The following is a 24,720-nucleotide window of genomic DNA, read 5'->3' as shown; positions in this document are numbered from 1 at the left end:
GAGCTACCGAGCTGCTCCATCCCGCGTTAATACAAAAGGAGGATGTGGGATTCGAACCCACGCACGCTTTTACACGCCTGACGGTTTTCAAGACCGTTCCCTTCAGCCGGACTTGGGTAATCCTCCATATTATTTAAATGGACCTTGTAGGACTTGAACCTACGACCACTCGGTTATGAGCCGAGAGCTCTAACCAGCTGAGCTAAAGGTCCAACAAGATCATTATAGCGGCGAAGGGGATCGAACCCCCGACCTCCCGGGTATGAACCGGACGCTCTAGCCAGCTGAGCTACACCGCCATATATCGGGAAGACAGGATTCGAACCTGCGACACCTTGGTCCCAAACCAAGTACTCTACCAAGCTGAGCTACTTCCCGAGTTAAATAGAAAAATGCACCCTAGAGGAGTCGAACCTCTAACCGCCTGATTCGTAGTCAGGTACTCTATCCAGTTGAGCTAAGGGTGCTCATTAGTTTATGCCGAGGACCGGAATCGAACCGGTACGATCGTTACCAATCGCAGGATTTTAAGTCCTGTGCGTCTGCCAGTTCCGCCACCCCGGCCTCTCTAAGCGAACGACGGGATTCGAACCCGCGACCCCCACCTTGGCAAGGTGGTGTTCTACCACTGAACTACGTTCGCACTGTTTTCTTCTATCTAAAAATGCCGGCTACATGACTTGAACACGCGACCCTCTGATTACAAATCAGATGCTCTACCAACTGAGCTAAGCCGGCTCATTTATTATATCTTAATGCGGGTTAAGGGACTTGAACCCCCACGCCGTTAAGCGCCAGATCCTAAATCTGGTGCGTCTGCCAATTCCGCCAAACCCGCATATATGACCCGTACTGGGCTCGAACCAGTGACCCATTGATTAAAAGTCAATTGCTCTACCAACTGAGCTAACGAGTCTAAAATAACTTACGTTATTCTAACGGTCCCGACGGGAATCGAACCCGCGATCTTCGCCGTGACAGGGCGACGTGATAACCGCTACACTACGGGACCTATGGGAGTTAACGGGATCGAACCGCTGACCCTCTGCTTGTAAGGCAGATGCTCTCCCAGCTGAGCTAAACTCCCTAGAGCTAAGCGACTTCCATATCTCACAGGGGGCAACCCCCAACTACTTCCGGCGTTCTAGGGCTTAACTTCTGTGTTCGGCATGGGTACAGGTGTATCTCCTAGGCTATCGTCACTTAACTCTGAGTAATACCTACTCAAAATTGAATATCTATTCAAACCAAGAAAACCGTTCGCTTTCATATTCTCAGTTACTTTGGATAAGTCCTCGAGCTATTAGTATTAGTCCGCTACATGTGTCGCCACACTTCCACTTCTAACCTATCTACCTGATCATCTCTCAGGGCTCTTACTGATATAAAATCATGGGAAATCTCATCTTGAGGTGGGTTTCACACTTAGATGCTTTCAGCGTTTATCCCTTCCCTACATAGCTACCCAGCGATGCCTTTGGCAAGACAACTGGTACACCAGCGGTAAGTCCACTCTGGTCCTCTCGTACTAGGAGCAGATCCTCTCAAATTTCCTACGCCCGCGACGGATAGGGACCGAACTGTCTCACGACGTTCTGAACCCAGCTCGCGTGCCGCTTTAATGGGCGAACAGCCCAACCCTTGGGACCGACTACAGCCCCAGGATGCGACGAGCCGACATCGAGGTGCCAAACCTCCCCGTCGATGTGAACTCTTGGGGGAGATAAGCCTGTTATCCCCAGGGTAGCTTTTATCCGTTGAGCGATGGCCCTTCCATACGGAACCACCGGATCACTAAGCCCGACTTTCGTCCCTGCTCGAGTTGTAGCTCTCGCAGTCAAGCTCCCTTATACCTTTACACTCTGCGAATGATTTCCAACCATTCTGAGGGAACCTTTGGGCGCCTCCGTTACCTTTTAGGAGGCGACCGCCCCAGTCAAACTGCCCGTCAGACACTGTCTCCGATAGGGATCACCTATCCGGGTTAGAGTGGCCATAACACAAGGGTAGTATCCCAACAACGTCTCCTTCGAAACTGGCGTCCCGATCTCATAGACTCCTACCTATCCTGTACATGTGGTACAGACACTCAATATCAAACTGCAGTAAAGCTCCATGGGGTCTTTCCGTCCTGTCGCGGGTAACCTGCATCTTCACAGGTACTAAAATTTCACCGAGTCTCTCGTTGAGACAGTGCCCAAATCATTACGCCTTTCGTGCGGGTCGGAACTTACCCGACAAGGAATTTCGCTACCTTAGGACCGTTATAGTTACGGCCGCCGTTTACTGGGGCTTCAATTCATACCTTCGCTTACGCTAAGCACTCCTCTTAACCTTCCAGCACCGGGCAGGCGTCACCCCCTATACATCATCTTACGATTTAGCAGAGAGCTGTGTTTTTGATAAACAGTTGCTTGGGCCTATTCACTGCGGCTGACGTAAAGTCAGCACCCCTTCTCCCGAAGTTACGGGGTCATTTTGCCGAGTTCCTTAACGAGAGTTCTCTCGCTCACCTGAGGCTACTCGCCTCGACTACCTGTGTCGGTTTGCGGTACGGGTAGAGTATGTTTAAACGCTAGAAGCTTTTCTTGGCAGTGTGACGTCACTAACTTCGCTACTAAACTTCGCTCCCCATCACAGCTCAATGTTAAAGATATAAGCATTTGACTCATATCACACCTCACTGCTTAGACAGACTCTTCCAATCGTCTGCTTTAGTTAGCCTACTGCGTCCCTCCATCACTACATACTCTAGTACAGGAATATCAACCTGTTGTCCATCGGATACACCTTTCGGTCTCTCCTTAGGTCCCGACTAACCCAGGGCGGACGAGCCTTCCCCTGGAAACCTTAGTCTTACGGTGGACAGGATTCTCACCTGTCTTTCGCTACTCATACCGGCATTCTCACTTCTATGCGTTCCAGCGCTCCTCACGGTACACCTTCATCACACATAGAACGCTCTCCTACCATACCTATAAAGGTATCCACAGCTTCGGTAAATTGTTTTAGCCCCGGTACATTTTCGGCGCAGGGTCACTCGACTAGTGAGCTATTACGCACTCTTTGAATGAATAGCTGCTTCTAAGCTAACATCCTAGTTGTCTGTGCAACCCCACATCCTTTTCCACTTAACAATTATTTTGGGACCTTAGCTGGTGGTCTGGGCTGTTTCCCTTTCGACTACGGATCTTAGCACTCGCAGTCTGACTGCCGACCATAATTCATTGGCATTCGGAGTTTATCTGAGATTGGTAATCCGGGATGGACCCCTCACCCAAACAGTGCTCTACCTCCAAGAATCTCTAATGTCGACGCTAGCCCTAAAGCTATTTCGGAGAGAACCAGCTATCTCCAAGTTCGTTTGGAATTTCTCCGCTACCCACAAGTCATCCAAGCACTTTTCAACGTGCCCTGGTTCGGTCCTCCAGTGCGTCTTACCGCACCTTCAACCTGCTCATGGGTAGGTCACATGGTTTCGGGTCTACGTCATGATACTAAGGCGCCCTATTCAGACTCGGTTTCCCTACGGCTCCGTCTCTTCAACTTAACCTCGCATCATAACGTAACTCGCCGGTTCATTCTACAAAAGGCACGCTCTCACCCATTAACGGGCTCGAACTTGTTGTAGGCACACGGTTTCAGGTTCTATTTCACTCCCCTCCCGGGGTGCTTTTCACCTTTCCCTCACGGTACTGGTTCACTATCGGTCACTAGGGAGTATTTAGGGTTGGGAGATGGTCCTCCCAGATTCCGACGGGATTTCACGTGTCCCGCCGTACTCAGGATACTGCTAGGTACAAAGACTATTTTAAATACGAGGCTATTACTCTCTTTGGCTGATCTTCCCAAATCATTCTTCTATAATCTTTGAGTCCACATTGCAGTCCTACAACCCCGAAGAGTAAACTCTTCGGTTTGCCCTTCTGCCGTTTCGCTCGCCGCTACTAAGGCAATCGCTTTTGCTTTCTCTTCCTGCAGCTACTTAGATGTTTCAGTTCACTGCGTCTTCCTCCTCACATCCTTAACAGATGCGGGTAACAGGTAGTACCTGTTGGGTTCCCCCATTCGGAAATCCCTGGATCATCGCTTACTTACAGCTACCCAAGGCATATCGTCGTTTGTCACGTCCTTCTTCGGCTCCTAGTGCCAAGGCATCCACCGTGCGCCCTTATTAACTTAACCTTATTTTTCTGACCTTTCAGTCATAAACTCTTATTAATACTACAGCGTTTTCGGTTTATTTTCTTGTTACTATTTGATATAGATATTCAATTTTCAATGTGCATTACTTGGTGATCTCTCACCAATGGAGCCTAGCGGGATCGAACCGCTGACCTCCTGCGTGCAAAGCAGGCGCTCTCCCAGCTGAGCTAAGGCCCCACAAGACCTCTCAAGACTAAACAAGACCAATGCGCAGTTCCTTATCCTTAGAAAGGAGGTGATCCAGCCGCACCTTCCGATACGGCTACCTTGTTACGACTTCACCCCAATCATCTATCCCACCTTAGGCGGCTGGCTCCTTACGGTTACCTCACCGACTTCGGGTGTTACAAACTCTCGTGGTGTGACGGGCGGTGTGTACAAGGCCCGGGAACGTATTCACCGCGGCGTGCTGATCCGCGATTACTAGCGATTCCGACTTCATGTAGGCGAGTTGCAGCCTACAATCCGAACTGAGACTGGCTTTAAGAGATTAGCTTGCCGTCACCGGCTTGCGACTCGTTGTACCAGCCATTGTAGCACGTGTGTAGCCCAGGTCATAAGGGGCATGATGATTTGACGTCATCCCCACCTTCCTCCGGTTTATTACCGGCAGTCTCGCTAGAGTGCCCAACTGAATGATGGCAACTAACAATAGGGGTTGCGCTCGTTGCGGGACTTAACCCAACATCTCACGACACGAGCTGACGACAACCATGCACCACCTGTCACCTCTGTCCCGAAGGAAAGCTCTATCTCTAGAGCGGTCAGAGGGATGTCAAGACCTGGTAAGGTTCTTCGCGTTGCTTCGAATTAAACCACATGCTCCACCGCTTGTGCGGGCCCCCGTCAATTCCTTTGAGTTTCAACCTTGCGGTCGTACTCCCCAGGCGGAGTGCTTAATGCGTTAGCTACGGCACTAAACCCCGGAAAGGGTCTAACACCTAGCACTCATCGTTTACGGCGTGGACTACCAGGGTATCTAATCCTGTTTGCTCCCCACGCTTTCGAGCCTCAGCGTCAGTTACAAGCCAGAGAGCCGCTTTCGCCACCGGTGTTCCTCCATATATCTACGCATTTCACCGCTACACATGGAATTCCACTCTCCCCTCTTGCACTCAAGTTAAACAGTTTCCAAAGCGTACTATGGTTAAGCCACAGCCTTTAACTTCAGACTTATCTAACCGCCTGCGCTCGCTTTACGCCCAATAAATCCGGACAACGCTCGGGCCCTACGTATTACCTCTGCTGCTGGCACGTAGTTAGCCGTCCCTTTCTGGTAAGATACCGTCACAGTGTGAACTTTCCACTCTCACACTCGTTCTTCTCTTACAACAGAGCTTTACGATCCGAAAACCTTCTTCACTCACGCGGCGTTGCTCGGTCAGACTTCCGTCCATTGCCGAAGATTCCCTACTGCTGCCTCCCGTAGGAGTCTGGGCCGTGTCTCAGTCCCAGTGTGGCCGATCACCCTCTCAGGTCGGCTATGTATCGTCGCCTTGGTGAGCCGTTACCCCACCAACTAGCTAATACAACGCAGGTCCATCTGGTAGTGATGCAATTGCACCTTTTAAGTAAATGTCATGCAACATCTACTCTTATGCGGTATTAGCTATCGTTTCCAATAGTTATCCCCCGCTACCAGGCAGGTTACCTACGCGTTACTCACCCGTTCGCAACTCATCCAGAGAAGCAAGCTCCTCCTTCAGCGTTCTACTTGCATGTATTAGGCACGCCGCCAGCGTTCGTCCTGAGCCAGGATCAAACTCTCATTAAAAGTTTGAGTTCTCACTCATTTCTGTCACTGACAGATTTATTGTTTTTTCATTGTTCAGTACTACAACCTTAGTTGTAGTGCCCTGCACATTGGTTCGTCTTGTTCAGTTTTCAAAGGTCTTTGTCACTCGCTTCTCTCAAGTGACAACTATATTAGTATATCACAGCCGCTTTCGCTTGTCAACACTTTTTTGAAACTTTTTTAACTTTTTTCATCAAGTGCTTCAACCACAATACACCATAGTCCGTACGGGATTCGAACCCGTGTTACCGCCGTGAAAAGGCGGTGTCTTAACCCCTTGACCAACGGACCTGAGTTGTTATTTTCAACTCTTACTATTATACAGACTTTTTCACCTTTGTCAACACCTTTTTTATCTTTTTTCATTTTTTGCATGGCTTCCTAGTATGTACGGATGTCAAACTCTTTAAATACAATACGTAAGTCTCTTAATACTCTTTGACGACCTCGGAAGCGTTCATTTCTTAAGACGCGTTCTAACTCTTCTTGTTTATCTTTACTTTGTTTGTTTCTATAATTTCTTAGTGTCTCATGAAAGAGATAATAATCATCTAGCCAGAGACCTCCCTCGCTTATACGATGACTAAGCTCACCTACTTCTTCATAGGGTTCTTTATCATATCTTCGTTTTTGACTTTCTTGCTTACGGATATAGTCTAGAATTCGATTCCGGAATTTAGTCTTAAAATATTTCCTTAAACGAGGAATATCTTCTGCCAGCTCTTCTTCTCTACTGATCAATTCATGTAAGCAAATCATACCCTCTTGGTCCCAATCCGATAGATCCCATAAATGAAGGTAATATTCATTTCTACACTTGTACACAATTCCCTGGACTTCTTTATACAATTCTTCAATCATATTGTTCCCCTTTCTAGATACAGTCTAACAGATTCAGAAACACTTTTGGCACATTTCCCCCATTCTGTTCTCTACACTGCCTCAACTGCACAAAAAAGAGAGGGCAAGCCTCTCTTTGGGTTATAATTCTGCAATTTGGTTTAGGTTTACTTCTGCTATTGTGTCATTACCAAACATAGAGATAATCATCTTCACTTTATTGTTATCAATCTCTGTAATCTTACCAGTATAATCTGCAAAAGCACCATCAATGATACGTACAGTTTGACCAACTTCAACATCGATATCAAACTCTTGTACAGTTTGTCCCATAGAAACCAAGATATCACGGATTTCTTGTTCCAATAATGGAGTTGGTTTTGATCTATTTCCGTGAGATCCGACGAATCCTGTAACGTTTGGTGTATTTCGAACAACAAACCAAGCTTCATCTGTCATCACCATTTCCACAAGAACATAACCTGGAAAGCGATTTTCTTCTACTTCTTTTCTCTTTCCATTTTTTTCAACTTGCACTGTTTGTGTTGGAATTTCAACACGTAAAATATTATCCAACATATTGTAGGTTTGTGCACGTTGTAATAGATTTTCTTTTACCTTATTTTCATAACCAGAATAGGTTTGTAAGACAAACCATCCTTTATCAAAACTATCCATGATACTTCCTTTCATAATAGAAGATTTCTAGCGTGAATAACTCCACAGGTCTTCTAAAAAATATTAATAAATCGAATCAAACCTGAAACAATCAACTTGTCAAAAATATAAATAATCACAACAAAGAAAGCAGTGTATTCCATGATAGACCGAAAATCTCTCCAGCTTTCCTTGCGAGTTGGCCATGTTGTGTCTTTAAGAAGTCTAAAAATATCTCCAATAAAACGCATCGCTCTCTCCTATCTCGTTTCTCTGTGTGTAGTGTACTTACCACAATGTTTACAAAATTTATTTACTTCTAGTCGTGTTGGCTTGGGGTTTCCGCTGATCTTGATTGAATAGTTTCTCGAACCACAAACCGCACAAGCTAGGCTTGCTTTTTTTAGTGCCATAACGCCTCCATCTTATCTATTATAACAAGAAAGCTAGGCTTTGACAAGCATCTTAACGAAATAGATTGACTACCGAATCCCATATCGTTTGAGCCTTTTCCTTAATCTTCGCATCCGAGATAGCACGGCTAGCCTCATCTACCAGATTTTGTGCACGACTTCTAATATCAGAAAGGCTATTATCCGACTGATTTTCTTCATTACTCTGTACTTGATTTCTTGTATTGGCTGGTGCAATTCCATTTTGCTTATAAGCATTTTCAACTGTAAAGGTACTTCCTGGCGTATAAGGTAAAATGGTATTTGCAATGTTTCTAAAGACATGGGCTGCACCGTTTGAAGTAGAGCCAGCTAGATAGTGGCTTTCATCAGTGGTAGGGAAACCAAGCCAGTGACTAATCACTACATCCGGAGTATAACCAATTACCCACTGGTCACTTGTGTATTCAGGATTGAAAACAGCTTCAGTTGTTCCAGTTTTTCCTGCCACGACATAGTCTGCAGGCGATGAACTAACACCGGTACCGTTGGTGAATGTCCCCAACATCATACTAGTCATCTTGTCAGCTACAGACTTATCAATCACCCGTTTTTGTGAATTTTTATGGCTCGCAATAACCTGCCCACTAGCATTTTCAATTCTACTAATAAAATGAGCTTCCGGCATTAAACCTTCATTTGCAAAAGCAGCATACGCTTGAGCCATTTGAAGAGGGTTGGTTTCAACACCGCTTCCCAAGGCGACACCAAGAACACGATCGACTTTTTCCATATTGAGTCCGAATTTTTCGCCCGCCTCAAAAGCCTTATCAACTCCCAAATCATTAACAGTGGCAACAGCAGGCAGATTAAGCGATTCTGCCAAGGCTTGATACATAGGAACTTCTCGACTAGTTTTGATCCCTGCATAGTTATCAACCTTATAGCTGTCATACTGCATAGTATGGTTATCCAACTGCTTATTCAAAGCCCAGCCAGCTTCAACTGCAGGCGTATAAACAACTAAAGGCTTAATTGTAGAACCAGGGCTACGTTTTGATTGAGTTGCATAGTTGAAATTCCGGAATTCAGTTTTATCATTGCCAGCAACCTGACCGACAACTCCACGAACTCCACCTGTTTTCGGTTCGAGAGCCACACTTCCTGATTGAGCAAATGTTCCATCCTCTGCCCTCGGAAATAGAGCTGTATTTTCATAGACAACCTGCATATTTGCTTGATAGTTTTGGTCCAGCTCTGTATAAATGCGGTAGCCATTATTGACAATTTCTTCCTCTGTTAGATTATACTTGGAAACAGCTTCATTAACAACCGCATCAAAGTAAGAAGGATAGCGGTAATCTGAGATTTTTCCTTCATACTTATCGTGCAATTGCGAAGTCATATCAACTTCTGCAGCTTCGGTTTCTTGGTTTTTATCAATGTAACCCGCCGCAACCATATTCTGCAAAACAGTATCGCGACGATTGGTAGAATCTTCTACGGAATTCAAAGGATTATACAGTTCCGGCCCCTTTAGCATTCCTGCCAGAGTCGCAGCTTGATCCAGACTCACTTCTGATGCAGAAACTCCAAAGTATTTCTTACTCGCATCTTCTACGCCCCACACACCATTTCCAAAATAAGCGTTGTTAAGGTACATGGTTAGAATTTGATCCTTACTATATTTTTTTGTTAATTCTAAGGCAAGGAAAAATTCTTTCGCTTTTCTCTCAACAGTTTGATCCTGCGACAGATAGGCATTTTTAGCCAGCTGTTGGGTAATAGTAGAACCACCACCTGAACGGCCAGCAGTTACAATAGCCAAGAAGAAACGACCATAGTTAATCCCGTCATTTTTATAGAAAGAACGGTCTTCTGTCGCAATAACGGCATTCTGCAAATTTTTACTGATATCAGTCAATTCAACATAAGTTCCTTTTTGACCAGACAAGGCACCAGCCTCCTTTTCTTCACGGTCAAAAATGAGAGTTCGAGTTTTCAAGGCATTTTGCAAATCATTGACATTGGTTGACTTGGCTACAGCAAACAAATAGGTTCCAACTAGCAAGCCTGCACTCAAACCTAGTATAAGGACAATCTTTGTTAGATGATAGCGACGCCAGAATTTTCGAATTGGACCTACTTGGGCCAATTTTTTTCGATCACTACGAGAGCGACGTAAGCTAGTAGAATCAGAATCCTCTAGTTCACTTGTTTCTTTTTTAAAAAGAGAAAGAAATTTCTCGAATAATTTATCTAATTTCATGCGTTTATTTTATCATCTTCATCATAGGAAGACAAGAATTTAGCTATTTCCTATCCAAATAGGGCTTTTTTTGTTACAATATCTGTATGAAATTCACATTTACATTACCAGACTCTCTACCTCAAATGACGGTTAAGCAATTACTAGAGGAGCAACTCCTCATCCCTAGAAAAATCCGTCATTTTTTGAGAATCAAGAAACACATTTTGATTAATCAGCGAGAAGTTCATTGGAACGAAATGGTAAGTCCTGGAGATGTTTGCCAGTTGACTTTTGACGAGGAAGATTATCCCGAAAAAGAAATCCCTTGGGGCAACCCAAACCTCGTTCAAGAAGTTTATCAAGACCAACACTTGATTATTGTAAACAAACCCGAGGGGATGAAAACGCATGGTAATCAGCCAAACGAAATCGCCCTTCTTAACCATGTCAGTTCCTATGTTGGTCAAACCTGCTATGTCATTCATCGTCTGGACATGGAAACAAGTGGCTTAGTTCTCTTTGCCAAAAATCCTTTTATCCTACCTATTCTCAATCGCTTACTTGAGAAAAAAGAGATTTCTAGGGAATATTGGGCACTTGTTGATGGAAATATCAACAGCAAAGAACTTGTTTTCAGAGACAAAATTGGGCGTGATCGCCATGACCGTAGAAAACGAATAGTTGATACAAAAAATGGGCAATATGCTGAAACACATGTAAGCAGATTAAAGCAATTCCCAAACAAGACTTCCTTGGTTCGTTGCAAACTAAAGACAGGGCGAACACATCAGATTCGCGTGCATCTCTCTCATCACAACCTCCCTATCCTGGGTGATCCTCTCTATAATAGCAAATCAAAAACAAATCGGCTTATGCTTCACGCCTTTCGACTGTCCTTTACCCATCCGTTTACATTAGAAAAGTTAAGTTTCACTACCCTTTCCGATACATTTGAAAAAGAATTAAAAAAGAATGGATGATTGTTGTGTCATCCATTCTTCAATATAAGAAAAGCAAGGCCAAGAGGCCTTGCTTTTTATCGACTCATGAATTATTTAGCGATTTTTGCGAAGTATTCAAGAGTACGAACAAGTTGTGCAGTGTATGACATTTCGTTGTCGTACCATGATACAACTTTAACCAATTGTTTACCGTCAACGTCAAGAACTTTAGTTTGAGTTGCGTCAAACAATGAACCGTAAGACATACCTACGATATCTGAAGATACGATTGGATCTTCTGTGTAACCGTATGATTCGTTTGAAGCTGCTTTCATAGCTGCGTTCACTTCATCAACAGTAACGTTCTTTTCAAGAACTGCTACCAATTCAGTAACTGATCCAGTTGGAGTTGGAACGCGTTGTGCAGATCCGTCAAGTTTACCGTTCAATTCTGGGATTACAAGACCGATAGCTTTAGCAGCACCAGTTGAGTTAGGAACGATGTTTGCAGCACCAGCGCGAGCACGGCGAAGGTCACCACCACGGTGTGGTCCGTCAAGGATCATTTGGTCACCAGTGTAAGCGTGGATAGTAGTCATCAATCCTTCAACAACACCAAAGTTATCTTGAAGAGCTTTAGCCATTGGAGCCAAGCAGTTTGTAGTACATGAAGCACCTGAGATAACTGTTTCAGTACCGTCAAGAACGTCGTGGTTAGTGTTGAATACAACTGTTTTAACGTCGTTTCCACCAGGAGCAGTGATAACAACTTTTTTAGCTCCACCTTTAAGGTGTTTTTCAGCTGCTTCTTTCTTAGCAAAGAAACCAGTAGCTTCAAGAACGATTTCTACACCGTCAGTAGCCCAGTCGATTTGTTCTGGATCACGTTCAGCAGAAACTTTAACGAATTTACCGTTAACTTCGAATCCACCTTCTTTAACTTCAACAGTACCGTCGAAACGACCTTGAGTTGTGTCGTATTTCAACAAGTGTGCAAGCATAACTGGATCTGTAAGGTCGTTGATGCGTGTAACTTCAACACCTTCTACGTTTTGGATACGACGGAAAGCAAGACGACCGATACGTCCGAAACCGTTAATACCAACTTTAACTACCATTAGTGATTTCCTCCTTATGAAAATCATGAAATTTTTATTGTGAAAAGAGTAACTTGAATCACTACAAATCACCTTTCAACAAACCTATTATATAACTATTTAAGTTTAATTGCAAGTACGGGCGTTGTTTTTTGTCTATACCCCACTTATTTTTCTTTCTCCTTTGAAAGCCTATACTGCTGTCTTTCTTTGTCTACCTAGTCATTTCTCACTTTCCTTTTCAGATGAAAAGTGAAAACAGAAAAGCTAAAAATTATTTTCAATACTCCAATTCTACAAGAAAAGAGACAGGAAATTCCTGCCTCTAGGCTGATAACAATTATTTACGGCGCCCTGGTCTTTCTTTGTAGCCATAGTAAGAATCTTCGATGATTTCTTGCATATGGTCAACCATTGGAAGGCGTGGGTTAGCTGGTGAACATTGGTCTTCGTAAGCAAGGAAGGCCAATTCACGAGAATGTTCTTTCCATTCTTTTTCATCAATTCCTTGTGCTTTGAAGTTCATTTGGATACCTACGCGCTCACCAAGTTCGTAGACAGCTTTTGCGTAAGATTCCACACCTTCTTCTGGAGTAGAAGCTGGAAGGCCAAGCATACGTGCGATATCTTGGTATTTTTCATCTGCACGGTAGTAGTTGTACTTAGGCCATGTTGCTGTCTTAGCTGGACGTGTACCGTTGTAGCGGATGACGTATGGAAGCAAGATAGCATTTGTACGACCGTGGATTGTGTGGAATTGCGCACCAATCTTATGAGCCATTGAGTGAGAAATACCTAGGAAGGCATTGGCAAAGGCCATACCAGCGATTGTTGAAGCGTTATGCATTTTCTCGCGTGAATGGAAGTCTGCGTTCTTAACTGAGCTTTCAAGGTTTTCGAATACAAGTTTGATCGCTTGAAGTGCAAGACCATCAGTGTAGTCGCTAGCCATTTGTGATACGTAAGCTTCAGTCGCGTGGGTCAATACGTCCATACCAGTGTCCGCAGCAACAAATCCAGGAACTGTCAATACCAAAGCAGGATCTACGATTGCCACAGTTGGTGTCAATGAGTAGTCAGCGATTGGGTATTTACGGTTGTTTGCTTTATCAGAGATAACGGCAAATGGAGTTACTTCAGATCCTGTACCAGATGTAGTTGGGATAGCGATGAATTTAGTCTTCTTACCAAGCAATGGGAATTTGAAGGCACGTTTACGGATATCCATGAATTTTTGAACAAGGTCACGGAAGTCCACTTCTGGTTGTTCGTAGAAGAGCCACATTACTTTAGCAGCATCCATTGGAGATCCACCACCGAGAGCAATGATTGTATCTGGTTTGAAGGCACGCATAATCTCAGTACCACGGTTTACAGTTGTAATATCTGGATCTGGTTCTACATCAGCAAAGATTTGGTAAACAACCTTATTGCGACGAAGATCAAGTTGTTCGATGATACGATCAAGGAAACCAAGCTCTACCATGGCGTGGTCAGTAACGATCATGACACGTTCAACGTCACGACATTTTTGAAGGTATTGAATTGAATCACGTTCAAAGTATGTTTTTGAAGGAAGTTTCATCCATTGCATGTTATTTCTCCGTCTTCCGACTTTTTTGATATTCAAGAGGTTAATGGCACTAACGTTATCCCCAACTGAGTTGCGTCCGTAAGAACCACATCCGAGTGTCAATGATGGCAAGAAGGCATTGTAAACGTCCCCGATACCACCGAAAGTAGAAGGTGAGTTACAGATAACACGAATAGCTTTAACAGCTTTACCAAATTCTTTAGTCAATTCTTCGTCAGCTGTGTGGATAGCTGCTGAGTGTCCAAGACCGTTAAATTCAACCATTTGACGAGCCTTAGTAATACCATCTTCACGGCTTTCAGATTTCAAAACTGCAATAACTGGTGATAATTTTTCACGAGTCAATGGCTCATTTTCACCAACTTCTTTACATTCTGCAGCAAGAATGTTTGTTCCTTCTGGAACTGTAAATCCTGCTTGCTCTGCAATCCAAGTTGCTGGTTTACCAACGATGTCAGCGTTCAATTTTGCACCAGCACAGTTTTTACTGTTTGCTTTGACGCCGAAGCAGAATTCTTCGAGAAGTGCTTTTTCTTTTTTGTTTACAAAGTAAGTGTGATAAGATTTGAACTCTGCTACAAATTCATCGTAAATTTCTTTATCAATGATAACTGCTTGTTCAGATGCACAGACCATACCGTTGTCAAATGATTTAGACATGACAATATCGTGTGCAGCTTGACGGATGTTTGCTGATTTTTCAACATAAGCTGGAACGTTTCCGGCACCTACCCCAAGAGCTGGTTTACCACATGAGTATGCAGCTTTAACCATGGCATTACCACCTGTTGCAAGGATTGTTGCAACACCTTCGTGGTTCATAAGCGCACTAGTTGCTTCCATAGATGGTTCAGTAATCCACTGTACACAGTTTTCAGGAGCACCTGCTTTAATCGCAGCATCACGAACAATTTGAGCTGCGTGAGCTGATGATTCTTGAGCTGATGGGTGGAAGGCAAAGACAATTGGATTACGTGTCTTCAATGAAATCAATGCCTTAAAGATTGCTGTTGATGTTGGGTTTGTTGTTGGAGTGATACCACAAACAACGCCAACTGGTTCAGCGATAAGAGTCAATCCTGTTACATCGTCTTCTTCGATAACGCCAACTGTTTTAGTGTGACGCATGTTGTTTACTACGTGTTCACAAGCAAACAAGTTCTTAGTTGCTTTGTCTTCAAATACACCACGTCCTGTTTCTTCATAGGCATGTAGAGCCAATTCTCCGTGGGCATCCAAAGCTGCCACTGACGCTTTAGCTACGATGTAGTCGACCTGTTCTTGGTCGAGTTTACGCATTTCCTCAAGAGCAACTAAAGCTTTTTGCACCAAGCCATCGACATGCTTTTCAGCAGCGAGTTTCTTTTCTTCTGGTGTCACAGTTTTTTTATCAGCCATATTTTCCTCCATAGCTTTCAAGGATCGATATCCTTGTTAATTTTTTCACAAGTTTATTATAACGCATTATTTCAACTTTGTAAACAGTTTCATAAACATTTCACAAAGAATTTTTTATTGTTTGTGAAATTTTTCTCATTTTCTTCACTTGTCAAGTTATTTCTTTAGAGTTTGTGAAATTAATTTCAAATATTTTTTATTTCACAAACTTGCTTGGAAGAGGGGCTTGGAAAGAGATAGATTTTCCGGTAAGCGCTTACTTTCAGATACTAACAATACCTCCTTTGATAAGGAGGCTTTATTTTTGTTGAAAAACGCCTTGTTTAAAAGTCCCTTCATAAACAACTTCTTGTTCTGTTGTTAGTTTTCCTTTTCCTTCAGCCTGACCATTTACAAAATCACCTTCGTAGGTCCAGCCTTCTTTAGATTGAAAGGTACCTTTTCCGTTGAAGGCTCCATTGTTGAAACCACCAGTATACTGGTCTCCATTTTGGAAGGTAATGGTACCTTGCCCATTCATTTTACCACGGACAAGACTGCCATCGTAAACAATGGTTCCATTATCAAGCTTTAGAACACCTTTTCCTGGAATATTTAGAAAAAAGACGAGTACAGCACAAAAAACAATGGTAACTACTGCCAAAATCTCTAAACGTGGACGAGTCAGATAGACACGATACTTGTCGTAAAAATTCTTAAGATTTTCCATCTTCACTCCCCTTTTCTAAACGTTCTAACCAAGCTTGACAACCCTCTTGAACACGCTGATAGGTTTCCTCAAAATCTCCTGTATACCAAGGATCTGGAACACTTTCAGGTGCGAATGAGTAAATCTTATCTTTACAGTCTGCTGGACACATCTGACGTAAGTCAGAAACATTTGAAGCATCCATACCGATAATATAATCAAAGGCTTCAAAATCTTCCTTACTAATCTGAAGCGATGTCTTGCCTTTTTCATAAGGAATCTCATACTGTTGAAAAATCCCTTGAGTTCCCTTGTGAATCGGATTGCCATGTTCCCAAGAAGAAGTCGCTCGACTCTGGATTTCATAATTATCTGTCATTGATTTCATAACAAACTCAGCCATAGGGCTACGACAAATATTTCCCAAGCAGACAAAGACTAGTTTTTTCATCCCATTTCCTTTCTTTTATAGAAAAACGGGAGTTAGTAATCCCGTCTTATTTTTTAATTGCGCCTTCTAGTGAAGCTGTTTCTTTAAGTGGTAATACGGTCTTGATAGCAGCTAGTTCAAAAGTCAAGTAAACCCCATCTACATCAAGAACAATTGTTTTCTTTTCTGTATCTACTTCATCGACTGTTCCATAAAGGCCACCGATTGTAATCACTTCATAGCCTTTTTGTAATTTATTCAAGCTTTCCATACGCTTTTGTGCTTGTTTCTTTTGAGAGCGTTGCGTAAAGAACATCAAGCCCACCATAGCCACAAGAATGATTAAAAATGTATATTGTGATTCCATTATATTCTCCTTTGTCTTTTACATAGGACTACTATATCAAATTTCAGTTACTTTTACAAGATTGTACCTTACTTTTCTAGTAAGAAAAAAACAGAGCTTGCGCCCTGATTTTTAGAATTATTTCAAGTTTTGAACGACTTTTACAAGATTTTCAACTGTAAAGCCATATTCTGCCAATACTTTTGGTGCTGGCGCAGAGGCTCCGAAGGTATCAATACCAAGAACAGCACCATCTAGACCAACATATTTGTACCAGTTTTGAGTTGCACCCATTTCGACTGCAACACGACGGCGAACTGCATTTGGAAGAATTTCTTCCTTGTATGCTGCATCTTGTTTATCAAAGACATCTGTAGATGGCATGCTGACTACGCGGACTTTTGCACCTTGACTAGCCAATTCTTTGGCAGTTGAGACAGCAAGATTAACCTCTGAACCTGTCGCAATCAAGATGGTATCAAAATCTGCTGCATTTTCATAGACAACATAGGCACCTTTTGCAACCTTGTCGAAGTCTGTTCCTTCTTCGACAGTCAAGTTTTGACGGGTCAAGACAAGGGCAGTTGGTGTTTTCTCACTTGTCACTGCAAGGTACCAAGCTGCTTGCGTTTCACGCGCATCTGCTGGACGGAAAACATTCAGATTTGGCATGGCACGAAGACCTGCTAAATGCTCAACTGGTTCGTGCGTTGGACCGTCTTCCCCAACCGCGATTGAATCGTGGGTAAAGACATAAGTCACGGGAAGTCCTTGTAAGGCTGACAAGCGAACAGCTGCCTTCACATAGTCAGAGAAGACGAAGAAAGTTCCACCGTATACACGAAGTCCACCATGAAGAGCCATCCCGTTCAAGATTGTTCCCATGGCAAATTCACGAACACCAAACTGAATGTTGCGGTTCAAGCGGTTGGAATCGTCTTGAAGTCCGTCAGTCTTGATATAAGTCATGTTTGAGTGAGCTAGGTCAGCTGATCCACCTAGGAAGGTTGGTAACTTAGCTGCCACAACATTCAAAGCATCTTGGCTTGAATTACGAGTTGCTTGAGAGAAACCATTTTCTAATGCTGGGAAGTCTCCTGGAGTCACTTCAACTGGATCACGTCCATCGATGATAGCTTCTACTTCTGCAGCCAATTCTGGATGCGCTTCTTTATAATCAGCAACTAATTTAGTCCAAGTTTGATAAGCTGATGCACCACGGTCTGCAACATGTTCTTTGAAATCAGCATAAACTTGTTCTGGGATTTCAAATGGTTCATAGTCCCAACCAAGGGCTTGACGAGTTGCTGCAGTTTCATCTGCTCCAAGAGGAGCACCGTGTACGGCATTAGTTCCTTGTTTGTTTGGAGAACCGTATCCAATAACCGTCTTCACTTCAATCAAAGATGGTTTACCTGAAGCTTTAGCTGTTTCGATAGCAGCATGGATTGCTTTCAAGTCTGTTCCATCTTCAACCAAGGCAGTATGCCAACCGTAGGCATTGTAACGGTCACGAACACTTTCTGTAAAGGAATCCTTTGTCTCACCATCCAAGTTGATGTCATTTGAATCATAAAGGACAACCAGCTTATCTAGTTTTTGCAAACCTGCGTATGAAGCCGCCTCACTTGAGACACCTTCCATCAAGTCTCCGTCTCCACAGATAACATAAGTATAGTGATCAAAGATATTGTAGCCTTCACGGTTATATTTGGCTGCCAAGAAACGTTCTGCCTGGGCAAAACCAGTGGCAGTTGAAATCCCTTGACCTAGAGGACCTGTGGTAGCATCAATTCCGGCTGTATGGCCAAATTCTGGGTGACCTGGTGTTTTTGAACCCCATTGACGGAAGCTCTTGATCTCATCCATACTGACATCTTCAAAACCAGAAAGGTGAAGAAGGGCATAAAGAAGCATTGAACCATGTCCTGCTGAAAGAATAAAGCGGTCGCGGTTAATCCAGTTTGGTTGAGCCGGATTGATACGAAGTTGTTTTGTAAAGAGGCTGTAAGCCATCGGAGCCGCTCCCATAACCACACCTGGGTGACCTGAGTTGGCTTTATTAATGGCGTCAATACCTAGGAAACGAATTGCATTAACAGATAGATTTGACATAGAATTTCCTTTCTATTTGAGGTGATGATTGAACCCCACATTCTATTTTACTATTATATGAAAAAATACATAGAATAGCAATTAAACAATTCGACGCTAGATAAGTCTCCTATTTTCTACTCTCTTGTCGCCTGATAGTAGGGAAGCAAGCGTTCATAAGCATCTTCTAACTTTTCTAAAATCATTTCTAATGACTGAGTTTCTATAAAAGAAACATCTGCCTTAACTAACACTTTTCGAACTTCCTGACTCCTCAACTTCTCACGTAAAGTACGACGATTTTCTTCGTTCGCCTCCCACCGTTGACTTTGACCATCTGAGTAGGCTAGATAATAAATCCCTTCAATGGTTGAAATTTCTAAAACTTTAGCCTGCTTGCCTAGAGTTTGCTCATCCTTCTTACGCTCGATGAAACTGACTTCTAGTGATACTCCAAAATCTGAAGGGCTCCCATATAAACGTAAAGCCAGCATAGGTTCTGTCACTTGTCCTTCTCTCTGTAGATAAACCCAAAAATGTGGTCGCAAACGCTGGGCCTGATTCATCCACTGGCTAGTCTGTTGGAGTTGCCATTCTGGATGGCTTGCTTGGAAAGCTTTGGCCAATTCTGTAAAAGCCTTTCGGGCCTCTTGGCCTTTGTGGCGTAATTCCAGCATCTTCTCCCGTTCTTCTCCTGATTTATCAGGATTACGGTACTGCAAACCTGCAAAGTCTAGATAGTCTCTTATCTTATTCAACATCCGTTTAACCTCCTCTAACTAGCAAAAAATCAGGATAAACCTGATTTTACTTATTCTGTATCTACAACAACATAGCGATTTGGCTCGTCACCTTCAGAGTAACTAGTCACGCCATCCATACGTGAAATAATACGATGGATAATCTTGCGTTCGCTATTTGACATTGGATCTGTTTGATGACTACGTCCTTCTTCTAAAACACGAGCCGCCAATTTTTGCGCATAGGTCTGCAAGACTTCTGCACGGTGTTCAACATAATCATTGACATTAATAGTAATGTAGAAGGTTCTTGAATAGCGGTTGTAAAGATAATTTTGAGCCAATAGTTGCAAGGCCTTCAAGACTTTGCCATGGTAACCAATAATACGACCTGGCTCGTTGGTGTCAATCTGTAGATTGATGCTACGACGGTTATAGTCATTTGAAATCGTCGCCTCAACGTCCATATCATCAATAATCGTTTGAACATAAGTCGTTACTTCCGTAGCTACTTGTTCAATATCAAAGCTCGGTTCCACCTTTAAGCCCAAATCTTCTAATTCTTGACTTTCAGTTTGTTCAGCTTGGCTCTCAACAATAGGAGTTTCTGCTTCTTCGAGGCCAGCTTCTTCAAGCTGTAATTCATTTAAAATCTCAATGTGCCCAGTTTCTTCTAAGATGGTGCTAGCATGTTTTTCATTTTTCAAGATTTCAGCCTTGACTTCATCAGAAACCCCTTGGCCTTCTTCTTCAATCTTTTTAATTGCTTCTACAACATGCCCTAAATCAACAGTCGCTTGACTGACTGTTTTAACTGGTTCATTTTGTTCGTTAATTTCTTTAGGAACACCCTTTACAGCCTGCTGATTAGCTTTAATGACCGTTGTTTCACTAATAGCTTCAATATCAACTTGAGCTGGTTTTTTACCAAATAAACCAAGAAAGCCATTTTTTTCACGAGAAATGACTTTGATGTGAGCCTTCAGTCTTGGGATATCTAATTCTTTCAATCCTTTCTGGATTGCTTCTTCAACAGTTGAACCTGTAAATACTACCATTACCAGATTCCTCCTTATTATTTCGTTTTCTGAGCCTTTTTCTTGGCTTTTCTTTTTCTATTTTCCAAATCTTTCTGTGCCTGAACTACCGCCTCGCGCTCTGCGATAATCTTGAATGGATTGTTCAAGAAATAGGTTTGCAAGACTTGATAAGCATTGGACACTGTCCAGTATAGGGCGACTCCACCTGGTGCATAAACTGCAAAGATAAAGATCAAGACTGGAATCCCATACATCATCGCAGTCGTAGCGCCATTACTCTCAGACAAGGCTTTGTTGGACAACCAAGTACTTAAAAAGGTAAATACTGCCGCTAAAATCGGAAGAACAAGGGTTGTATCCACACCACCAAGGTTAATCCATAAGAAATGACCTGTCTTTAAAAAGTCAACTCTTGATAGAGCTTGGAACAGGGCCAAAATAACTGGCATCTGAATCAAAATCGGCCAAAGAGAATCCGACTGTCTGACACCCATTTCTTTAAAGACTTTACGCATTTCTTGCTCTAGCTTGGTTCTGCTTTCCATATCTCGACCCGGATATTGTTCTCGAAGCGCCTTAATACGTGGTTGAGCTTCCTGCATTTTTCTGGAAGCCACCATTTGCACTTGGAAGACTGGCAAGAGAACTGTACGAATCAAGACCGTAAAGAGAATAATCCCCACTCCGATACTGATATCAAACGATAAAAAGCGAATAATTTCCGCAAAGAAGTAAACAAATTTACTCCAAAAATCAGCCGAATTGGCTGTAATATCGCTAGTTGTCCCATTAGTCGCACAGGCTGTCATGATCAATAGAGACAGTCCTAGCAAACTAGTCAACTGTAGTTTCTTTTTCACTCCCATTTCCTTCCTGATAAATCTTTGATAATTTTAATACGTGGAGTAGATTTTTCTCCATCTCTGCGTATCCCAAGGTTTCGACCCCTTTTCGAGCAATGACAACAAAGTCGACATCTTCTACCAGACTCCCTTTTGCATTCTGGATAATATGTCTAATTCGTCGCTTAATTTGATTTCTAGTGACGGCATTCCCAAGTTTTTTGCTAACTGATAGACCTACTCGAAAATGGTTTTTCTGGTTTTCTAGTTGGTAGACAACAAATTTGCGATTGGCAAAACTTGTCCCCTCCTTGAAAATCGCCTTAAAATCTTTCTCTCTTTTTACACGAAAGTTTTTCTTCAAAACTCAACTCCATCTATTAAATTACTACTATTATACCATATTTTTCAAAAAAGCCAATCATAGCAAGGTTTTGGACAAGTTCATCAGAAAAAGAAGCTGGAAAAATCTCTTTCCCAACTCCTTGTACTGAATATTTTTTCTGATTTTAGTTATTTTTTCAAGCGTTCAACGTCACGGGCAATGACCAATTCTTCATCAGTTGGAATAACCAAAACACGGATCTTCGCTGCCTCTGTTGAGATGTCTCCTGTCACACCAAAGACGTTCTTTTCTGGGTCAACATCACAGCCGAACCAAGAGATACCTGAAATAACATCTTCACGTACGTTTGCAGCATTTTCACCGATACCTGCAGTAAAGATAATAGCATCTGCTCCATTTAGGACTGCAAGGTATTGACCGATATGTTTTTGGATACGGTCAACATACATTTCATAAGCCAAAGTGGCATCGTGGTCCCCTTCTTCCATAGCAGCAATGACATCACGCATATCACTAGATTTACCTGAAACCCCCATTAGTCCTGATTCACGATTAAGAACGTGACTAATGTCTTCAGGCGTGTTAAAGTCCTCTGTATATTGCATTAAGTAAGGAATGATAGCTGGGTCAATATCTCCTGTACGAGTTCCCATCATCACACCACCAAGTGGAGTGAATCCCATTGAAGTATCAACAGATTGACCGCCCTTAACAGCTGTAATAGAAGCACCATTACCGATATGGCAAGTAATCAATTTCAAGTCCTCTAATGGGCGGCCCAAGAGTTTTGCAGCTTCTCCTGCTACAAACTGGTGACTTGTACCGTGGGCACCATATTTACGAACCTTGTTTTCTGTGTAATATTTTGTTGGTAGAGGGTAGCGATAAGCTTTCTCTGGCATAGTTGTGTGGAATGAAGTATCAAAAACAACTACACTGGTAATGTCTGGCAACAATTCCTTGAAGGCACGAACACCTGCTGCATTGGCTGGATTGTGGAGAGGAGCCAACAAGCTCAACTCTTCAACTTTTTCTAAAACATCTCCCTCAACGACTGTTGATTCTTTGAAATATTCTCCACCTGCAACAACACGGTGTCCAACACCTGTAATCTCGTCATAAGCCTTGATAATATCGAAACGAATCAAATCATCCAATAAAATTTTAACAGCTTGTGTATGATTTTCGATATCCAAAATTTGTTGTTCAGAACGGCCATCAAATTTTACAGTTGAAATTGAATCTTTCAAACCGATACGTTCAATCAACCCTTTCGCCAATACTTTTTCTTCTGGCATTAAGTATAATTGCCATTTCAAACTTGAACTTCCCGCATTGATTGCAATTGTTTTTGTCATAACATGATACCCCTTTTTAAGCGTTTTCATCTATTATAACAAAATCTATTTTATATTTCAGTACCTTGAGTCCATTTTTGAAAATTTTCTTTAAATTTCATTAAAACACTTGCATCTTGCAAGCTAGCAAGTGGATAAATAAAAGGCTCCACTGCTATTTCACTTTTCTTCTGTAAGATAAAAATAGTCTTAGATTGTTTAGCATTAGCAAAGAGATTTTCAGGCAGACTGATCATGGCAACCAGACTCGCCTCCTCTTTCAACCAACCTTTCAACAAATCACTCTGAGGACTGGTCAACAAATCACTCGGAGCGAGAAAAATAGCGTATCCATCTGACTTGATGTACTTAAGTCCTTGTTCCATGAGCAAGTGATGGGCATAGGTATGTTCTTGACTAGAAGCAACTTGATGACGCGACGCAACGGCGTCATCAGGATAATAGCCAACAGGCAAGTCGCTGATGACCACGTCGCTTTCTTTGAGCATTTGTGGACGAACGGCATCTCCTTGGACAAAGCCAGCCTGCAAACCAATTACATCTGCCATACTAGCTGCCAAATCAATCAGCAAATCATCCACTTCCATTCCCAAGTAATCCACCTTTTTATCAAGCGAGGTCAAGAAAGTAGCGCCTAGAATTCCCATCCCAGAACCCATTTCGAGGATAGTAATTTCCTCCTCTTTAAACAACTCTTCCACAATAAACACCAAAAGCAAAGCAATGGCATCTGGCGTAAACTGGTGATTGGCCTGTAGGGGCTCTGTCTGCCCAGCCTTCATCAAGAGAAACTGGTAGGTCTTGAGCCATTCTTCTTTGCGAAGCGCTAAACGCTTAAGAGCTTGATTGTTCCCTTTGACCTGCTCTAGCTCAGTCTCACCATCCAGATAGATGCTATTTTGCTCCACCAAGGCGTCATAAAAGTTGGTCGCCAAATCACTTTGGATGACTTGGACATTCTCTAGTAAATACGTATAAGCTTGTTCAATTTTTTCAAAATCCATATTCCTATCTTATCAAATTTCCCTTCTTTTTTCCATCCTTATAGAAAAATCACTCCCTGACTAGGCGAGTGATTTTTGGGCTACTGTTAAAAAGAGTTCTGCGTAATTTCCTTGAAACAGGTCTTCAGCGCTATAGAGGATCTGACTATGCACAGATGAAAAACCAAACTGGGCTAGCCTATTTTCCAGTTCAACCAATTCAAATCCGTGATGGTTAGCTTCTGTCTTGGTAAAATCAGCAAGTAAAAGTTGTCCGTTTTCTCTCAGATGTTGATGAAACAGTGAGAGAGTCGCATCCAAATCAGGCATATGATGAAGAACACGACAAACAACAATGAGATCAAACTCTTTCTCCAAGGGATTTTTCAGTAAATCCTGCTCCAAAAACTGGATATTCTTGATGTCTTGCTGCTCCGCTTTCAAACGAGCTTGCTCCAGCATTTTCTCCGAAATATCCACCAATGTTACAGACTTGGCCTGCTTGGCTAGGGGCAAGGTTAACAGACCCGTCCCTCCACCAAAATCCAAAATTTCTTTGTCTGATAGAAAATCAATCTGTTTCTCGACTGCTTGACAAACCAAGTTTGCAAGGAAGATATTTTTAGGGGAATCAAAAGTTTCTGCTTTATGGTTAAAATCATGTTTCATATTTTTAGTTTAG

Annotated in this window: 19 protein-coding genes, 14 tRNA genes and 3 rRNA genes; 1 reads left to right on the top strand and 35 read right to left on the bottom strand. The window is 42.6% G+C overall.

Annotation, left to right across the window (positions count from 1 at the left end; translation table 11 throughout):
* Nucleotides 1–36 precede the first annotated feature (36 nt).
* The 22 genes from LG372_RS06840 to pbp2a all read right to left on the bottom strand — a co-directional run bounded on the left by LG372_RS06840 (nucleotide 37) and on the right by pbp2a (nucleotide 10,159).
* Nucleotides 37–126: transfer RNA gene (locus LG372_RS06840), tRNA-Ser, on the bottom strand.
* Between the two features lie 12 nt (nucleotides 127–138).
* Nucleotides 139–212: transfer RNA gene (locus tag LG372_RS06835), tRNA-Ile, on the bottom strand.
* 13 nt (nucleotides 213–225) lie between these two features.
* A tRNA-Met gene (locus LG372_RS06830) sits at nucleotides 226–299 on the bottom strand.
* Between the two features lie 5 nt (nucleotides 300–304).
* A tRNA-Pro gene (locus tag LG372_RS06825) sits at nucleotides 305–378 on the bottom strand.
* Between the two features lie 15 nt (nucleotides 379–393).
* Nucleotides 394–467, bottom strand: a tRNA-Arg gene (locus LG372_RS06820).
* A gap of 11 nt (nucleotides 468–478) precedes the next feature.
* Nucleotides 479–564: transfer RNA gene (locus LG372_RS06815), tRNA-Leu, on the bottom strand.
* A 7-nt stretch (nucleotides 565–571) separates the two neighbouring features.
* Nucleotides 572–643: transfer RNA gene (locus LG372_RS06810), tRNA-Gly, on the bottom strand.
* 22 nt (nucleotides 644–665) lie between these two features.
* Nucleotides 666–738 (bottom strand) — tRNA-Thr (locus LG372_RS06805).
* 18 nt (nucleotides 739–756) lie between these two features.
* Nucleotides 757–838, bottom strand: a tRNA-Leu gene (locus LG372_RS06800).
* Nucleotides 839–843: 5 nt separating this feature from the next.
* A tRNA-Lys gene (locus LG372_RS06795) sits at nucleotides 844–916 on the bottom strand.
* Nucleotides 917–939: 23 nt separating this feature from the next.
* Nucleotides 940–1,012, bottom strand: a tRNA-Asp gene (locus LG372_RS06790).
* A gap of 2 nt (nucleotides 1,013–1,014) precedes the next feature.
* Nucleotides 1,015–1,087, bottom strand: a tRNA-Val gene (locus tag LG372_RS06785).
* A 4-nt stretch (nucleotides 1,088–1,091) separates the two neighbouring features.
* Nucleotides 1,092–1,207: ribosomal RNA gene (gene rrf, locus LG372_RS06780) — 5S ribosomal RNA — on the bottom strand.
* A 76-nt stretch (nucleotides 1,208–1,283) separates the two neighbouring features.
* Nucleotides 1,284–4,185, bottom strand: a 23S ribosomal RNA gene (locus LG372_RS06775).
* Between the two features lie 125 nt (nucleotides 4,186–4,310).
* Nucleotides 4,311–4,383, bottom strand: a tRNA-Ala gene (locus LG372_RS06770).
* Nucleotides 4,384–4,434: 51 nt separating this feature from the next.
* Nucleotides 4,435–5,980 (bottom strand): 16S ribosomal RNA (locus LG372_RS06765).
* The 16S, 23S and 5S rRNA genes sit together here with 14 tRNA genes alongside, the layout of an rRNA operon.
* Before the next feature lie 240 nt (nucleotides 5,981–6,220).
* Nucleotides 6,221–6,292, bottom strand: a tRNA-Glu gene (locus LG372_RS06760).
* Nucleotides 6,293–6,382: 90 nt separating this feature from the next.
* Nucleotides 6,383–6,862 (bottom strand): sigma-70 family RNA polymerase sigma factor, encoded by a 480-nt coding sequence (locus LG372_RS06755; RefSeq protein ID WP_225742434.1) that lies wholly within the window; start codon nucleotides 6,860–6,862, stop codon nucleotides 6,383–6,385.
* A gap of 120 nt (nucleotides 6,863–6,982) precedes the next feature.
* Nucleotides 6,983–7,519 (bottom strand): transcription termination/antitermination protein NusG, encoded by a 537-nt coding sequence (gene nusG / locus LG372_RS06750; RefSeq protein WP_049492454.1) that lies wholly within the window; start codon nucleotides 7,517–7,519, stop codon nucleotides 6,983–6,985.
* Nucleotides 7,520–7,572: 53 nt separating this feature from the next.
* On the bottom strand, nucleotides 7,573–7,749 hold the full coding sequence (gene secE, locus LG372_RS06745; protein ID WP_001210990.1) for a preprotein translocase subunit SecE: 177 nt from the start codon (nucleotides 7,747–7,749) through the stop codon (nucleotides 7,573–7,575).
* Nucleotides 7,750–7,758: 9 nt separating this feature from the next.
* Nucleotides 7,759–7,911, bottom strand: coding sequence for a 50S ribosomal protein L33 (gene rpmG / locus LG372_RS06740; protein WP_001809375.1), 153 nt, complete (start codon nucleotides 7,909–7,911; stop codon nucleotides 7,759–7,761).
* 52 nt (nucleotides 7,912–7,963) lie between these two features.
* Nucleotides 7,964–10,159, bottom strand: a complete 2,196-nt coding sequence (gene pbp2a, locus LG372_RS06735) for a penicillin-binding protein PBP2A (protein ID WP_225742433.1) — start codon at nucleotides 10,157–10,159, stop codon at nucleotides 7,964–7,966.
* Between the two features lie 86 nt (nucleotides 10,160–10,245).
* Here pbp2a and LG372_RS06730 point away from each other — a divergent pair, with 86 nt between their 5' ends.
* Entirely contained in the window at nucleotides 10,246–11,121 is an 876-nt protein-coding gene (locus LG372_RS06730; protein ID WP_318783450.1) for an RluA family pseudouridine synthase, read from the top strand.
* Nucleotides 11,122–11,192: 71 nt separating this feature from the next.
* Here the strand turns inward: LG372_RS06730 and gap are convergent, their stop codons facing one another.
* The 13 genes from gap to LG372_RS06665 form a co-directional block, all read right to left on the bottom strand.
* The gene (gene gap, locus LG372_RS06725; protein WP_000260685.1) at nucleotides 11,193–12,200 is read right to left on the bottom strand and encodes a type I glyceraldehyde-3-phosphate dehydrogenase; all 1,008 of its coding nucleotides are present in this window, start codon (nucleotides 12,198–12,200) and stop codon (nucleotides 11,193–11,195) included.
* Nucleotides 12,201–12,519: 319 nt separating this feature from the next.
* Nucleotides 12,520–15,171 carry a bifunctional acetaldehyde-CoA/alcohol dehydrogenase gene (adhE, locus tag LG372_RS06720; protein ID WP_012972432.1) on the bottom strand — a complete coding sequence of 884 codons (2,652 nt, stop codon included), beginning with the start codon at nucleotides 15,169–15,171 and terminating at the stop codon, nucleotides 12,520–12,522.
* A gap of 298 nt (nucleotides 15,172–15,469) precedes the next feature.
* Entirely contained in the window at nucleotides 15,470–15,880 is a 411-nt protein-coding gene (locus LG372_RS06715) for an MORN repeat-containing protein (protein WP_042749891.1), read from the bottom strand.
* On the bottom strand, nucleotides 15,867–16,310 hold the full coding sequence (locus LG372_RS06710; RefSeq protein WP_042749889.1) for a low molecular weight protein-tyrosine-phosphatase: 444 nt from the start codon (nucleotides 16,308–16,310) through the stop codon (nucleotides 15,867–15,869). The genes LG372_RS06715 and LG372_RS06710 overlap by 14 nt, the downstream gene beginning before the upstream one ends.
* 46 nt (nucleotides 16,311–16,356) lie before the next feature.
* Nucleotides 16,357–16,656, bottom strand: coding sequence for a preprotein translocase subunit YajC (yajC, locus tag LG372_RS06705; protein ID WP_225742432.1), 300 nt, complete (start codon nucleotides 16,654–16,656; stop codon nucleotides 16,357–16,359).
* A gap of 117 nt (nucleotides 16,657–16,773) precedes the next feature.
* A complete protein-coding gene (tkt, locus tag LG372_RS06700; RefSeq protein WP_225742431.1) occupies nucleotides 16,774–18,750 on the bottom strand; it encodes a transketolase in 1,977 nt (658 codons plus the stop codon).
* Nucleotides 18,751–18,866: 116 nt separating this feature from the next.
* The gene (locus LG372_RS06695; RefSeq protein ID WP_225742430.1) at nucleotides 18,867–19,490 is read right to left on the bottom strand and encodes a ribonuclease P; all 624 of its coding nucleotides are present in this window, start codon (nucleotides 19,488–19,490) and stop codon (nucleotides 18,867–18,869) included.
* Nucleotides 19,491–19,540: 50 nt separating this feature from the next.
* Nucleotides 19,541–20,527: an RNA-binding cell elongation regulator Jag/EloR gene (jag, locus tag LG372_RS06690; protein ID WP_225742429.1), complete on the bottom strand. Its 987-nt coding sequence runs from the start codon at nucleotides 20,525–20,527 to the stop codon at nucleotides 19,541–19,543.
* Nucleotides 20,528–20,544: 17 nt separating this feature from the next.
* Nucleotides 20,545–21,369, bottom strand: coding sequence for a membrane protein insertase YidC (locus LG372_RS06685; RefSeq protein ID WP_225742428.1), 825 nt, complete (start codon nucleotides 21,367–21,369; stop codon nucleotides 20,545–20,547).
* A complete protein-coding gene (rnpA, locus tag LG372_RS06680; protein ID WP_000739245.1) occupies nucleotides 21,344–21,715 on the bottom strand; it encodes a ribonuclease P protein component in 372 nt (123 codons plus the stop codon). The genes LG372_RS06685 and rnpA overlap by 26 nt, the downstream gene beginning before the upstream one ends.
* Nucleotides 21,716–21,864: 149 nt before the next feature.
* The gene (locus tag LG372_RS06675; protein WP_033681099.1) at nucleotides 21,865–23,055 is read right to left on the bottom strand and encodes an acetate kinase; all 1,191 of its coding nucleotides are present in this window, start codon (nucleotides 23,053–23,055) and stop codon (nucleotides 21,865–21,867) included.
* A gap of 50 nt (nucleotides 23,056–23,105) precedes the next feature.
* Nucleotides 23,106–24,059: a class I SAM-dependent methyltransferase gene (locus LG372_RS06670; RefSeq protein WP_225742427.1), complete on the bottom strand. Its 954-nt coding sequence runs from the start codon at nucleotides 24,057–24,059 to the stop codon at nucleotides 23,106–23,108.
* A 60-nt stretch (nucleotides 24,060–24,119) separates the two neighbouring features.
* Nucleotides 24,120–24,707 (bottom strand): class I SAM-dependent methyltransferase, encoded by a 588-nt coding sequence (locus LG372_RS06665; protein ID WP_225742426.1) that lies wholly within the window; start codon nucleotides 24,705–24,707, stop codon nucleotides 24,120–24,122.
* Between the last annotated feature and the right edge of the window lie 13 nt (nucleotides 24,708–24,720).

The organism is Streptococcus sp. Marseille-Q5112 (genome assembly GCF_916700555.1).
Lineage (GTDB): Bacteria > Bacillota > Bacilli > Lactobacillales > Streptococcaceae > Streptococcus > Streptococcus symci.
Note: the sequence above shows the minus strand (reverse complement) of the source record. Positions and strands in the feature narration are given on the sequence as shown.

Excerpts from the sequence above, each read along its gene's own strand:
- jag (WP_225742429.1), bottom strand. The coding sequence starts at position 20,527 with ATGGTAGTATTTACAGGTTCAACTGTTGAAGAAGCAATCCAGAAAGGA.
- LG372_RS06755 (WP_225742434.1), bottom strand. The coding sequence starts at position 6,862 with ATGATTGAAGAATTGTATAAAGAAGTCCAGGGAATTGTGTACAAGTGT.
- rpmG (WP_001809375.1), bottom strand. The coding sequence starts at position 7,911 with ATGGCACTAAAAAAAGCAAGCCTAGCTTGTGCGGTTTGTGGTTCGAGA.
- yajC (WP_225742432.1), bottom strand. The coding sequence starts at position 16,656 with ATGGAATCACAATATACATTTTTAATCATTCTTGTGGCTATGGTGGGC.
- LG372_RS06695 (WP_225742430.1), bottom strand. The coding sequence starts at position 19,490 with ATGTTGAATAAGATAAGAGACTATCTAGACTTTGCAGGTTTGCAGTAC.
- adhE (WP_012972432.1), bottom strand. The coding sequence starts at position 15,171 with ATGGCTGATAAAAAAACTGTGACACCAGAAGAAAAGAAACTCGCTGCT.
- LG372_RS06730 (WP_318783450.1), top strand. The coding sequence starts at position 10,246 with ATGAAATTCACATTTACATTACCAGACTCTCTACCTCAAATGACGGTT.
- tkt (WP_225742431.1), bottom strand. The coding sequence starts at position 18,750 with ATGTCAAATCTATCTGTTAATGCAATTCGTTTCCTAGGTATTGACGCC.
- LG372_RS06675 (WP_033681099.1), bottom strand. The coding sequence starts at position 23,055 with ATGACAAAAACAATTGCAATCAATGCGGGAAGTTCAAGTTTGAAATGG.
- nusG (WP_049492454.1), bottom strand. The coding sequence starts at position 7,519 with ATGGATAGTTTTGATAAAGGATGGTTTGTCTTACAAACCTATTCTGGT.
- gap (WP_000260685.1), bottom strand. The coding sequence starts at position 12,200 with ATGGTAGTTAAAGTTGGTATTAACGGTTTCGGACGTATCGGTCGTCTT.
- LG372_RS06670 (WP_225742427.1), bottom strand. The coding sequence starts at position 24,059 with ATGGATTTTGAAAAAATTGAACAAGCTTATACGTATTTACTAGAGAAT.
- LG372_RS06665 (WP_225742426.1), bottom strand. The coding sequence starts at position 24,707 with ATGAAACATGATTTTAACCATAAAGCAGAAACTTTTGATTCCCCTAAA.
- LG372_RS06715 (WP_042749891.1), bottom strand. The coding sequence starts at position 15,880 with ATGGAAAATCTTAAGAATTTTTACGACAAGTATCGTGTCTATCTGACT.
- secE (WP_001210990.1), bottom strand. The coding sequence starts at position 7,749 with ATGCGTTTTATTGGAGATATTTTTAGACTTCTTAAAGACACAACATGG.
- LG372_RS06710 (WP_042749889.1), bottom strand. The coding sequence starts at position 16,310 with ATGAAAAAACTAGTCTTTGTCTGCTTGGGAAATATTTGTCGTAGCCCT.
- pbp2a (WP_225742433.1), bottom strand. The coding sequence starts at position 10,159 with ATGAAATTAGATAAATTATTCGAGAAATTTCTTTCTCTTTTTAAAAAA.